The sequence below is a fragment of the Akkermansia sp. KLE1798 genome (assembly GCF_001580195.1).
Taxonomy (GTDB): Bacteria; Verrucomicrobiota; Verrucomicrobiia; order Verrucomicrobiales; family Akkermansiaceae; genus Akkermansia; species Akkermansia biwaensis.
This window is the reverse complement of sequence record NZ_KQ971080.1, coordinates 111,015-123,285: the sequence shown is the minus strand read 5'-3', so window position 1 is coordinate 123,285 and position 12,271 is coordinate 111,015. Positions and strand designations below refer to the sequence as shown.

Genomic DNA, 12,271 nt, shown 5'->3' with positions numbered 1-12,271 from the left:
TCACATCCGCCTTGCAAGGAAAAATCAGGCATGCTTCCGGTTTGGACTTTTCAATAAGGGAAAATATCCACAGACTTCCGCTTTACCCCACAAGGGTTTCACACCATGATCATTGACACGCACTGCCATCTGGCTTCCCGGCAATTCGACCAGTCCCGCCGGGAAATTTACGTACGGCATGCCGCTGAGGCAGGAATAGACCGCATGATCACTCTGGGAGCGTGCATGGACGACTGGGAAGAAAACCTGTCCTGGGCGCGCCAGTTCCCCGGCACGGTTTTCTGCGCGCTGGGCATTCATCCTGACGATGCACACGGCGCGCCTGAAAACTGGGCGGAAAAACTGACCGCGGCCGCGGAAACCGTTCCCCTCGCCGCCATCGGGGAGACCGGACTGGACTACTTCCACCCTGCCCCGGAAGGCTGGGAAACGGCGGACTTCCACCGCCACCAGCAGGAACTCCTGGAAGAACACTTTGAACTGGCCGCGCGCCTGGGATTGAACATTGTTCTCCATACCCGGGACAGAAAAGGCTCCCGGAGTTTTGAAGACGCCCTGGCAATTGCCGGAAACCATGCGGGCCGCGTCCGGCCCGTATTCCACTGCTTCATCGGGGACACCGCACAGGCAGCGCGCATCTTTGACAGGCTGGACGGCATGGTCTCCTTCACGGGGGTGGCTACCTTCAAAAACGCTCCCGTCGTGGCGGAAACGGCGCGCTGGTGTCCGGAAGACCGAATCATGCTGGAAACGGACTCCCCCTACCTCAGTCCGGAACCGCTCAGGGGCCGCATGAACGAACCCGCCCATCTTATCCATACGGCCCGCTTCATCGCTGCGGCCAGAGGGATGGAGCTGGAAGAATTCGCCCGTTTGACCACCCGGAATGCCGGAACATTTTACAATTTGCGCCAGCAGTGAAAAAAAATCCGCAAAATCAGCGTTAGCTCCTTGAAACCGAAATGATAAATTAGTAAGAACAGGCACACATGAAAGCGCACCTTATTTTAACCTGCACCTGCGCTGCCGCGCTGGTCCTTCCGTTTTCCTCCTGCTCCAGCCAGAAATCTTCCACGGCTGGCTACGATACTGCGGAACCCATAGCCAACGGGGAAATTCCGCCGTGGATTGCGGAAAGTTCCGATCCCTCCTATGAATCCGGCCATTACAGCCCGGTGGCGAGCAATTCGGACTACTCCTACAACCCGCCCGCCAAACCTTCCGTCAACAAGAAATCCACCACCCGGAAGCCGGCGGCCAAATCCACCAGCTCCTCCCGCAACGCCGTTGCCAAAAAAACTACGCGGAAGCCCGCTCCCAAGGCCCGGACCTATACCGTGAAGAAGGGCGATACCCTGGGCGCCATTGCCCGCAGAAACGGCACTTCCGTAGCCGCACTCAAAAAAGCCAACAGGCTCAAGTCCGACTTGATTCACATCAACCAGAAACTGACGATTCCACGTTCCAAATAATCCGGAGCCTTCGTTCCGGATCCGCCACTTATGAAGCGCCTCCTCCCTTTGGCCATCCTCCCCGTGCTCTGCATGGGGTGGATGTCCTGTTCCCACTCCGGCAAGGAACACTCCTCCCTGCCGGACCCCCGCACCCTGGACAAATCCGTTCCGGAATACAAAAACCCCTTCCATCCTTCCACGTACGCGCACTTCGTGGCCCGCAAGGACTACAAGAAAACCTACGATATTTACAAGGATGACACCCTGCTGAAGCGTACGCCGAAGAAATCGCGCAAGATCTTTGTCTGCCTGAACGACCAGCGGGGACAGTACCTGGTGGACGGGCTCGTCGCCATGGACTTCCCGCTCTCTTCTGGGGTCAAGGCCTACCCGACCAAAACAGGCGACTACACCGTCATCTCCAAAAAGGAGGACCATGTTTCCAATCTGTACGGCAAAATGTATGATGCGGAAGGCAAATGCATCAACTACAATGCGGAATCTACCGACGCCGTTCCGGAAGGCGGCCGTTTTGACGGCTCTCCCATGCCCTACTGGCAGCGCCTCACCAACGCAGGGCTGGGCCTGCACGTCGGCAAAGTGCGCCGTTACCCCGTTTCCCACGGTTGTGTGCGCCTGCCGCGGAACGTAGCCCAAATCCTCTATAAGCAGACCAGCATAGGGACTCCGGTTACTATTCAAAACACGCCGCTGCCCGTTCCGGAGGCACAGAAAACGCCCATGGTGCGATAATGGAAGTTTCCATTCCCTGTCTCAAAAAGGACTGCCGGAAAGGCAGTCCTTTTTTCGGTCTTCATTCTTTTGAACCGTATATCTCGCTGTTCCACTGCACTAGCTGCACAAGGTTTCCTGTTTTCGTGTCGGCCAGACTCCTGTTAAAGTGTTGGCTGTGGTCTGGTTGCTATTGGTGTCATATGGCGGTACGAAAGGTTATTCCGGTATGGAGCGTTAAAAGTAATATAGGAGATGCGAATGTACTGATTGAATTCATTGGATGCATGGGACAGTCCCCCCTCACTTCCTGTGCTGTCTTGCGTTTGCCAATGTTGTAGAGCCCAAGGTGGCTCCGATGAGTGCATTTCTGCCGTTATAACTAAAATTGTCGCTGTAGCCTGCTTTTGTTTCTTGCTATTGCGTGCAGGTGCCGGGTGTCCCCGCACATCGTAACACTGGAAGCGGAAGACAAGAAATGATGCTCATAATTGGATTTCAGCTGTTATTTCTTAAATTCAAACAATCTGTTATCAATTTTATCCATTAATTGGTAGAGTTTACGCTTTGTCTCTTCATCCGCTCTTTTTCCTGGTACATGAATAGTTCTAAAAGAATCATCAAACAGAATTCTGACAGAACCATATGAATTGATATTTACCTCTCCTATCCCATCCATGGCCATTTGTGGGCCTGGCCCTTCCACATATTTATTTCTAAATTTTTTAATAAGTTTTAAAAAATCATTACGTTCCCGTTCGGTTAATTCTACCGGTTTTGCTTTAGCCTTTTTATCCTTGTGCTTGTAGCGTTTTATGATTGAAGTATATTCAGCCTTTTCTTTTTCATCATGATTGCTCGTATAAGAATAGCATCCTGCAAAAAGAAAACAGCAACAGAAGGACAATATGCCATTATAGGAAATATTAGATATTTCCATATTAAATATCCGTATTACATTTTGAATACATGAATGAACCCTTTTCACATATTTGATTTCTTTACAATGCTTATGGTACTTTAAACCATTCTATGAATTTAATATAACATCAATAACGCTTTTTATTTTGCCTTGGGCTAGTGATATGTTCGCATCCATAAGTATTATTTCCACATCCTCTTTAAGAGATCCAGGCTGGACTTGGCGATAATATCTGCCTCTTTAATCTTTTTGGCCCAAGGTTCACCTTGAGTAATACTCTTTTCTAACAAATCGGAAATCATTTCTTTCTGTTTATCTATGCAACCCCAAGTATTTTCCCATGATAAGTCATGATACTGGCTCAATATAAAACGCAATCTATTTTGCCGTTCTAGAATAAGAGCCAGGGCAAGGAAGCATATTCCCTCGTTACTGTTTTTCAGTAATATGAACATGGCATTCTGATTACCTTCATAAGCTTCCTGAATGAGAAAAAAAAGACCGCGTATCAACCACTCATTTTCATGGCCCTGTTTTATCAAATGGCTCCTGAAATTGTCATAATTGAACATATCACAATCCAATTCTGACAAAGACTTGAATATTTCCTGATCTACATCCCTTTCTGCTTGTTTTATCTCATTGCTCCTCTTAAGAAAAGCGGAAACAAGTTCTTGCTGATATTCAAATATCTTATTTTTTACATCATATTTTGTAGCGATAAAATTATTTCCGGGATGATAAAGCGATTCATGCAATCTCAATATCTTGCCACACGATATTAGGCCTTTTTTACTTATGCAATTTCCGTCACCATACTGAATTCTTAAATAAGCATAGATGGATTCCCGGGCTTCATCAAGTATGCTTTGGGCATCATCTGTACTATCCAGCCTGCGGGATATTTTATTTAGTTTCTCTAATAAATTAATAAAATGCAAACCATCTTCATCTAAATCAATCGCAGCATTAATACACATGGGAGATGATTCTTGATAGTGAACCGGCTGGCTTAAACAAGAATTTGTTATGATGCAAAATGTTAAAAAATAAAAATAGTTCATTTGTTATTAAATATTTTGAGAATAATAAAACCATTCCTTTTTTACAGTATCTGCTTCTACAGTTTTCACACTTCCTATATTTTATTCTATGATATCGGCTAGATTAACAGTACCGAAATACTCCCGTTGAAGTCTTGATTAAGAATCTGGTTGCCCGAAGTGTCATATGGCGGCACGCAGGGCGTTTCCCTAGCTTCTTCAATGTGGGTGTACTGGTAAACTCGTTGGCCATGTAGGCAAATTCCTCTTTCACTTCCTGCGCCGTCTTACAGTTGCCGATGTTATCATAGCTGTAAGCGTAGGCACCATTGTCCAGAGTGGCTCCGGTGGGCTCTCTCCAATCGTTGTAGGGAAGTTGTACATACGTCTTTACCGCATATTATCGCAAAGACAACAGACAAAGACGTAAATGAATACGGGCCATTTGATTATTAATAGAAAATTTTAATATTATTGAACATAAAAAAATATTTATATTAAGTATTCTTAAAGAATATTGACTGTACACTTCAGGGAAGTTCCGTACTGATATTTGGAGATAGTCGATAACATTCAGGATTGAAGAGAGAATCATAAGAAAAAATTATTCCTATACAATTACGATATTGGGCGAGTACGGATAGATAATGGAAAACATCGCCCACAGAAATCGTTTTATCAATATAAAAAATCAATCCTATTTTCTTTCCTTTTAAAGATTTTATTTTTCTTTCAAAGAGCATCATGTCCATTTTCCTTATCCAATCATTTTTCCATGCAATTATGTGCCAATATATCAATATGTAACTACCTCTCGAATGATTAATACTGTTGATAAGAAAACTTTTGTTTTTAAAATCATTTTTTCTTTTCCTGTTAAAAGAATATCTAACTGCTTTTATATCATCTTTAATGCCATTTGATGAAATATTTGTAATCTCACCATTTTTGCATATATTAATTTCTTTTACGCCAGTCGAATTAATTTTTATTAAGCATCTTAATACGTTATTCCAGGAAACATGGACGTCATCGATGCATAAGAAAATTTTAGAAAAAACGCCTTTTTCAACCTCAATTATATCAGAATGATCAGTAATTATTTCTTTTCCTGCATGTTTTCCAAATAGATTATAAGATGAAATAGAATGAAAAAACAAAATTATAACTATTGGTGAAATTTTCACTGATTTATTGGTCTGGATAAAATACAAACATTCTTACATGGATAATCTTTACTACTAAGAAGACTATTTCACGCTCCGGCCGGAACCCGACCTGGCCAGAGATGGGGAAGGCGGCGTTCCGCCGCTTTCATCACATGTATCTCCTTCGCAGGGACACGAATCGGGCTCCTCCTTGCCTCCGGGTTCCGTCGGAACTACGTCTATTTTGTAATTGCAGATGGAGACGTTGGCGTCTTCCGGATCGTAGTCAATGTTGGTCTGGTTGACTTCCCAGCTATACGTGCCGGAAGGCAGCTGCGCTCCGCCCACACCCGTGTGGTATTTGTGGCCTCCCTGGTCTCCCGCTTCCTGCGAGTTTTCTTTCAGGTCCACCTGTGCCACAATGTTGCCGCCGGAGTCCCTCACTTCCAGGCTTCCCCAGTCGTCCACCCCCAGAAAGAGAGAACAGGTGCCGTAAAGGATTTTTCCATCGGCCCCTTCCGGAATGGTGAATGAGCCATAATTGCTGTACCCGTCCGCCGACGTACTGGGCGGTCCCACGGTATGGTTTTCGTCTTCATGCACTTCTTCAAACGGAAGAGGCATGGGATCGTCCGCCGACCGTGAACCGCGCAACAGGGCCGAAGGCTTTACACTGGAGCCAAAGTACCATTTCCGGTAAACAGGAACGGAAGAAGGCCCACTTTCCATGGGAGCACTATTATTGGGTGTGTTCATAGGATATACAAGGGTTGGAATGAATGATTAACAAAAGAAACAAGGGCAGTTCTCAAGAATCATTTTTTCAGTAGCATATGTCCACATCCGATGTCAACAATATTCTCCAGAATTTACCAGATTTACGTTATAGAATAATGAAAATCCATCGTTGGATAAACCAACCTACTATTTTTAATATCAATTTATTTCCATCATAGACATCAATATTTTCTATTTGTTAGAAAAATAAGAAGAAAGAAAAGCCAGCGATGCGAAGCAACCAAATTCCTGTGCAAAGGCTTCACATGAAAGAAAGAAAAATACTTATGTCTGGGAAGGCAGCTTTTCTCCGGATATTATCTTACACTCTGAAAAGTCTCAAACAAATGCTGCACGCTTGCCAAAATTTTTCATGTGAAAAACCAGAAGGAGAAAGATTGCTCCTTTTCCATGGAATCCGTACAATTCCGCCATGCCTGTGACTCCGGCACACATTCTTCAGGATATTTTCTCTTTTTACCGGGAAAAAGAACTCCCTGTGCTGCTCGACCAGTATAAAAGATGGTCGGAAAGCCGTCCGCTGGAAGGATGCCGAGTGATTGACGCCTCCCCCGTATTCCGGAACACCTGCGCCAAATACGCCGCCCTGCTGGCGGCCGGAGCGGACTTGACGGTGGCCGTTTCCCGGGTCATGCCTCATGATGCGGAAATTCTTCCCCTGCTGGCGGCCTATGGAATCCCCGTGGTAGATGCGGAACGGGCCGAAGGTCCTTACAATGTCGTCCTGGATTGTGCGGGCGCCCTTTCCCATGTCTCCAGCCGCTGCGGTTATGTGGAATTGACGCGGTCCGGTGCGGAACATTATGCGGGATGCACGCAGCCCGTCTGGATGGTGGATGCGGGAAAAATCAAACAGATTGAAACCTGCCTGGGCACCGGGGAAAGTTTCTTCCGCGCCCTGGCCTCTCTAGGATTTAATGACTGGCATGGGAAAACGCTTGTCGTCATCGGGTATGGGAAAGTGGGCCGAGGCATCGTCCTGCATGCCCTGAACAACCAGATGCGCGTCATTGTGGCGGACATAGAAGAAAAACGCCCTCCTTCCCCGTCCGTTTCCTTTCTCCGCGCGACGGATGGCGCGGCTCTCAGCCACGCGGTAAAACAGGCCTTCTGCGCCGTCACGGCTACCGGCAGGCGGCATGCCCTGTCAAATCTGATTGATCCCGCCCTGCCCTGCTCTTCCGGTGTTCTGCTGGCGAATATGGGTGTGGAAGACGAATGGGGGCCGTCCATCCCGAAAAACCGCATTCTGAACGAAGGGCGTCCCCTCAACTTCATCCTGCTCGATCCCACGCAAATGTGCTATATTGACCCTCCCCTGGCTCTTCACAATCAGGGCGCCGTGGAACTGGCCGCAGGCCGCGGAAAGGCCGGCCTGTTCCCCCCTCCTCCGGAAACGGAGGAATATTTCCTGTCCCTGGTCCGTTCCGGGGGAATCATTCCAGAGCAACTGCTGGACTCCATTTCCTGACTTATCCTCTTGCGTTCGCAAAGCCGGAAGAGTATCGTATAGAGTACGGCTGAAAACTCAACATTCCTGCCGGATCCGTTTCATTGGCTTCGCAACTCATGAACACTTATTATTCCTACCACAGTTATCACCTGGCCGGAAAGCTCTACGGCACTCTGGGATGCGCCCTGGCATGGGGCATCTTTGGAGCCGGCTGGTGGGTTCTTCCATTGGCTGCGGTTCTAATCTGCCTGTGGCTTCCCGTCATCCTCGGCAGGCCGCATTTTCTGACTGTCACGTCCATTTTCATCGCATGGGGCAACGGAATCACACGCAGGGAAATTCCCTGGGAATCCATTGAAAGCATAGGATATACGCCGGACCAGGAAAACAAGCCGGGTCTCAAGATAGAGTTGAAAGACGGCAATATTCTGGATGTGGACTCCTCCTGTTTCTCCTCCCTGCCCGCCGTGCGGGAAGCCGTCCTTCACGCCTCCGGCAAATATCCCGTGCATCTTGCTCCGGACCTGTTTGCCGCTCCGGGCATCCTGAGCGAATAATCGTTCCAAATGCCTGTTCTGCCACTGGGAAAAGGAAGGTGTCGGCCTTTTATTTTCTCCAGATCCATGCTTCATCTCATCCGGGAAAATGAAAAATGTTCCACGTAGAACATTCATGTGAATAACATATCCATTCCATTCACTTTCAAACAATAAAAAACAGGCGCCATGTTTCCACGGCGCCTGTCCCTTTGTATGAATGATTTTGTGCCAGTCAAAATCAGTTGGGAGATCTCATCGGCATGAGCACGTACAGGAACTCATCGCCAATCTTCAGCACGCCCGGGCTCATTTCATCAATGAGGTTCAGCGTAATCATCGTGTCGCCAGGCATGGTTTTGAGGGGAGCCATGAAGAAGTCCGGATTGAAGGAGATGGAAAGAGGCCTGCCGGAATAAGTGATGGTCACGGATTCGTGCGCCTCACCCACGCCTTCCGCGCTGGATGCTACTTCCAGTTCGTTTTCCCGGAAGTTCAGCTTGATGTTCGTACTCTTGTCCACGGAGAGGAGGGAGACGCGGCGCACGGTTTCCAGCAATTCTCCGCAGGGGAGTTCGATGCTTTCCTTGCAGTCCGTCGGAATCACCTGACGGTAATTCGGGTAATTGCCGTCAATCAGCTTGCTGATCAGCAGCGTATCGTTGATTTCAAAAGCCGCCTGGTTGCGGGTGAAACGGATCGTGACGGAACCCACTTCATCCAGCAGACGCCGCAATTCTCCTACGGCCTTGGTAGGCAGAATGGCATCCAGCTGCTGTTCTTCCGGGAAATCCAGAGCAGTTTCCGCCAGCGCCAGGCGGCGGCCGTCCGTAGCCACCAGGGTCATCTTCCCGTTGCGGAAGGAAAGGGAAATGCCATTGAGCACGTAGCGGGTCGTATCCGTGGAAATAGCGTATTCCGTCCGGCGGATGCAGTCGCGCAGAAGATTCTGCTCCACCTGGTACACGGTCGCCTGCTCAAAGGAAGGAAGCTCGGGGAATTCGTCCGCCGGAAGGCCGTTCAGCTTGAACTGGGAGCGGCCGCATTCCACAGTCGCCTGGTTGCGCTGGTTGACATCCACCTGCACTTCCGCCTCAGGAAGTTCGCTGATAATGCTCACCAGCTTTTTGGCGGGGAGGGTAACCGTACCGTCCCTCACCACGTTGGCAGGCACCACGCCCGTGATACAGACGTCGAGGTCGGTTGCAGTAAAGCGCACCTGCCCGTTTTCGGCTTCAATCTTTACATTGGACAGAATGGGCAGCGTCGTTTTGGAAGACACCACACTGACTACCTGTCTCAGGCCATCCAGAAATACTTGCTTGGAAATAGTAAACTTCATGTGACTGTGCTTTTATCTGCCTCGCATCCTCTCACAATTGCCTTCCTCTCTTCAAGTCCTTTCTCCGTCAAATCGGCATATTTGGCAGTATTTTTTTCAAAAGCATACCATATATAGTAATTCACCATTTTAAAGGGCATATCTTGCATGGTGCGTTTTTTGAGATTATTTAAGCATTCTTAAAAGTCTGTTCCACAAGCCGTACACTTCCCGCATTTCCGGTTCGCCGCAGCATTGAAAATGCGGCTGCAACACGGTTTTCGGGCGGCAGTTTTCATGAAAGCTGGAAAAGGAAAGAAATAAAATGGAAAAAACTTCTTCATCCATATCATTCCGAGAATCCTTGGATGAAATAAAAAACCTTTGCGGTTTCCGCTAACCGGGCGTCTTCTGCTCCCCGGCAACCCATGCGCTTCATTCCGGAAAACCATCCTACCGGAAAACCTCGCCGGGCATGGTCCATGTTCCGGGCGGAACCACCCGTCCCGGCAACACAACAGTATTGGCCCCGAACCGGACGTGATCTCCAATAACGGCTCCCAGTTTGTTCCTTCCCGTTTCTACCAGCCTTCCTCCCGCCATCATCCGGTGCTCCTCCCCATCATGCCTGAAATTGGAACAAACCGTTCCCGCGCCAAAATTGACATCATCCCCAATGATGGAATCTCCGGCATAACTCAAATGGGAAATAAATGTCCCGTTCCCCACAATGCAATTCTTCAATTCAACGCCCTGCCCCACAACACACCCGTCCCCCAGGGAAACACATCCCCTCAAATAGCAATTCGGACCAATCCTGCAACCGTTCCCCACCCATGCACAGCCTTCCACCACCACGCCGGGCAGCACTATGGAATCCTTCCCAAGCCGCAAATTTCCCAGAACATGCACGCCGTCCTTCCCGGAACCGGCGTTCCCTTTCATTCCCTTTATCACTCTCCCCTGCCAGTCCAGCAGATCCCACGGATATACCAAACGCTCCACGGCCATATCTCTTTCCCAGGAACTCCGCCGTACTCCCGGAGCCCCCTTCCCCGCCAGAAAACAAACCTCCGCATTCCTCAGCTCGCATTCCCCCGGTCCGTAATCAGCCAGCCACACAGCGGCCTCCGGAGAGAAATCATGCATGGACACCTCCACAACTCCATCCCCGTCCCCGCACTCTTCCTCTTCCGGTCCCAAAACGGCTTCAAAGCCCGCTTCCCGGAGTCGTGAGGCACAATACGCCTCTATGCTTGTCCCGGCCACGGAAAACGCGTGGAAGGGCCTTTCAGGACCCGTTGCCGGAAAAGTGAGATCCCTCTCGGGAATATAAATCAATCTGGCAATCCGCATGCAGGAATGATATTCCTTGTTCCACACTTTCTGCAAGAGCAATGCAGCCGGTGCCCGGAGTGGCCTCTCCAGGCAATAACCGTGTGAAAGGAACAGTGAATCACGAGTGAATACTCTGTGAATAACTTATTCAGACATTATTCACATTTCTGTTAACGGAATTTATTCACATTTACGGAAAGATGCACCACGTTCATTTTAAACGCGAAACCATCGTTGTTCACAATTACCACAGGGTAGAAGAAGAAGGAATTTAATATTGTTAAATCTAATACTCTTCAACACACATCTCTGTTGTCCTTTTTCCACGATCCATGATACAAGGTTCCCATGAACGCAGAGGATCAGGATGCCCGCTGGATGAAACTGGCCATTGAACTTGCCGGAAAAGGGCTCGGACTGGCCAGCCCCAATCCTTGCGTGGGCGCCGTCATCGTTCACAAGGATCAGATCATCGGTTCCGGATTTCACGAAAAAGCCGGTCTTCCACATGCGGAAAGGAATGCCATTGCCGATGGTATGGCCAAAGGCAATGCCAGGCTATTTTCGGATTCCACCCTTTATGTTACATTGGAACCGTGCAGCACGACGGGAAAAACCCCTCCCTGTACGGAAGCCATTATAGAGCACCGCTTCAAGCGGGTGGTTTACGGCTCGGAAGATCCCAATCCCCGCCACAGGGGAATCGCCGCGGAAATTTTAAGAAATGCAGGCATTGAAGTTGCCCGGGGGATTCTGAAGAAGGAATGCGACTTTCTGATCAGAAGTTTCCGCCTGAACATGATGAAAGGCCGTCCCTGGGTAATCGCGAAAAGCGCAATGTCCCTGGACGGCCATATTTCCCGCAGTCCGGAACGTTCCCAATGGCTCACCGGAAAAGCCGCCCGTTCCTTCGTACATACGCTCCGTTCCGAATGCGATGCCGTCATGACGGGAGGAAACACGGTACGCCTGGATAATCCGGCTTTGACAATCAGGAATCCGGAAAAGCCCGTTTCCCCCCTTAAGGAACAGCCATGGCGCATTATCCTGACGCGGAACGCCGCTTCCATCCCGGAAAATTCCATCTGCCTGATGGATGAATTTCGCGACCGTACCCTGATCGTAGAGAATGTATCCAATTATTTGGAATTATTACAAAATTTATATTCAGAAAGAAAAATAGGTACTATTCTTCTGGAATCGGGAGGCATTCTGATGAAAGAATTCCTGAAAGCAGAACTTGTGGATGAATGGGTGGGATTTTATGCTCCCGTCATTACCGGCGGCGGTGCCGAAGGAGTGAAAGGAGGAGCATTCCTGGAACGGGAGGCGTATCTCTCGGAACCTTCTGTAAGAATATTCGGCTCTGACGTGTGCATTCGGGGAGATGTCCATTATCAATGACGGAAAGAACGTCTTCACTGTGAGAGGAAAGTCGTCTTTTCCCCGTCGTCCTCTTTCCGTTATTCTTTTTAGATTCCTTTCCCTATCCTGATTGTTTGCTGCGGGATGATTTCCTTCATGGC

Annotated in this window: 13 protein-coding genes; 6 read left to right on the top strand and 7 right to left on the bottom strand. The window is 48.7% G+C overall.

The window, feature by feature from the left end:
- The first annotated feature begins 105 nt into the window (after positions 1-105).
- From HMPREF3039_RS04710 to HMPREF3039_RS04700, 3 genes are all read left to right on the top strand, one after another.
- Positions 106-921, top strand: coding sequence for a TatD family hydrolase (locus HMPREF3039_RS04710; protein WP_067569602.1), 816 nt, complete (start codon positions 106-108; stop codon positions 919-921).
- Between the two features lie 68 nt (positions 922-989).
- Positions 990-1,472 (top strand): LysM peptidoglycan-binding domain-containing protein, encoded by a 483-nt coding sequence (locus tag HMPREF3039_RS04705; RefSeq protein ID WP_067569599.1) that lies wholly within the window; start codon positions 990-992, stop codon positions 1,470-1,472.
- 30 nt (positions 1,473-1,502) lie between these two features.
- The gene (locus HMPREF3039_RS04700; protein ID WP_067569596.1) at positions 1,503-2,207 is read left to right on the top strand and encodes a L,D-transpeptidase family protein; all 705 of its coding nucleotides are present in this window, start codon (positions 1,503-1,505) and stop codon (positions 2,205-2,207) included.
- A gap of 484 nt (positions 2,208-2,691) precedes the next feature.
- Here the strand turns inward: HMPREF3039_RS04700 and HMPREF3039_RS04695 are convergent, their stop codons facing one another.
- The 4 genes from HMPREF3039_RS04695 to HMPREF3039_RS04685 all read right to left on the bottom strand — a co-directional run bounded on the left by HMPREF3039_RS04695 (position 2,692) and on the right by HMPREF3039_RS04685 (position 6,028).
- Positions 2,692-3,126 (bottom strand): hypothetical protein, encoded by a 435-nt coding sequence (locus HMPREF3039_RS04695; RefSeq protein WP_067569593.1) that lies wholly within the window; start codon positions 3,124-3,126, stop codon positions 2,692-2,694.
- A 164-nt stretch (positions 3,127-3,290) separates the two neighbouring features.
- Positions 3,291-4,088 carry a hypothetical protein gene (locus HMPREF3039_RS04690; RefSeq protein WP_067569590.1) on the bottom strand — a complete coding sequence of 266 codons (798 nt, stop codon included), beginning with the start codon at positions 4,086-4,088 and terminating at the stop codon, positions 3,291-3,293.
- A 593-nt stretch (positions 4,089-4,681) separates the two neighbouring features.
- Positions 4,682-5,338 (bottom strand): hypothetical protein, encoded by a 657-nt coding sequence (locus HMPREF3039_RS13630; RefSeq protein ID WP_147549940.1) that lies wholly within the window; start codon positions 5,336-5,338, stop codon positions 4,682-4,684.
- A gap of 63 nt (positions 5,339-5,401) precedes the next feature.
- Positions 5,402-6,028: a T9SS type B sorting domain-containing protein gene (locus HMPREF3039_RS04685; protein ID WP_067982431.1), complete on the bottom strand. Its 627-nt coding sequence runs from the start codon at positions 6,026-6,028 to the stop codon at positions 5,402-5,404.
- Between the two features lie 481 nt (positions 6,029-6,509).
- Between HMPREF3039_RS04685 and HMPREF3039_RS04680 the strand changes: the two genes are divergently transcribed.
- Positions 6,510-7,568, top strand: a complete 1,059-nt coding sequence (locus tag HMPREF3039_RS04680; RefSeq protein WP_067569584.1) for a Rossmann-fold NAD(P)-binding domain-containing protein — start codon at positions 6,510-6,512, stop codon at positions 7,566-7,568.
- Positions 7,569-7,666: 98 nt separating this feature from the next.
- Positions 7,667-8,107, top strand: coding sequence for a hypothetical protein (locus HMPREF3039_RS04675; RefSeq protein WP_067569581.1), 441 nt, complete (start codon positions 7,667-7,669; stop codon positions 8,105-8,107).
- A gap of 220 nt (positions 8,108-8,327) precedes the next feature.
- Here the strand turns inward: HMPREF3039_RS04675 and dnaN are convergent, their stop codons facing one another.
- The 3 genes from dnaN to HMPREF3039_RS04665 form a co-directional block, all read right to left on the bottom strand.
- Complete coding sequence (gene dnaN / locus HMPREF3039_RS04670) at positions 8,328-9,428, bottom strand: DNA polymerase III subunit beta (protein ID WP_067569578.1); 1,101 nt, start codon at positions 9,426-9,428, stop codon at positions 8,328-8,330.
- Positions 9,425-9,577: a hypothetical protein gene (locus HMPREF3039_RS13625; RefSeq protein ID WP_156469860.1), complete on the bottom strand. Its 153-nt coding sequence runs from the start codon at positions 9,575-9,577 to the stop codon at positions 9,425-9,427. Before HMPREF3039_RS13625 ends, dnaN begins: the two co-directional genes overlap by 4 nt.
- A 283-nt stretch (positions 9,578-9,860) precedes the next feature.
- On the bottom strand, positions 9,861-10,676 hold the full coding sequence (locus HMPREF3039_RS04665) for a DapH/DapD/GlmU-related protein (protein ID WP_167506778.1): 816 nt from the start codon (positions 10,674-10,676) through the stop codon (positions 9,861-9,863).
- A 417-nt stretch (positions 10,677-11,093) separates the two neighbouring features.
- Between HMPREF3039_RS04665 and ribD the strand changes: the two genes are divergently transcribed.
- Positions 11,094-12,149: a bifunctional diaminohydroxyphosphoribosylaminopyrimidine deaminase/5-amino-6-(5-phosphoribosylamino)uracil reductase RibD gene (gene ribD / locus HMPREF3039_RS04660; protein WP_067569572.1), complete on the top strand. Its 1,056-nt coding sequence runs from the start codon at positions 11,094-11,096 to the stop codon at positions 12,147-12,149.
- Positions 12,150-12,271 lie beyond the last annotated feature (122 nt).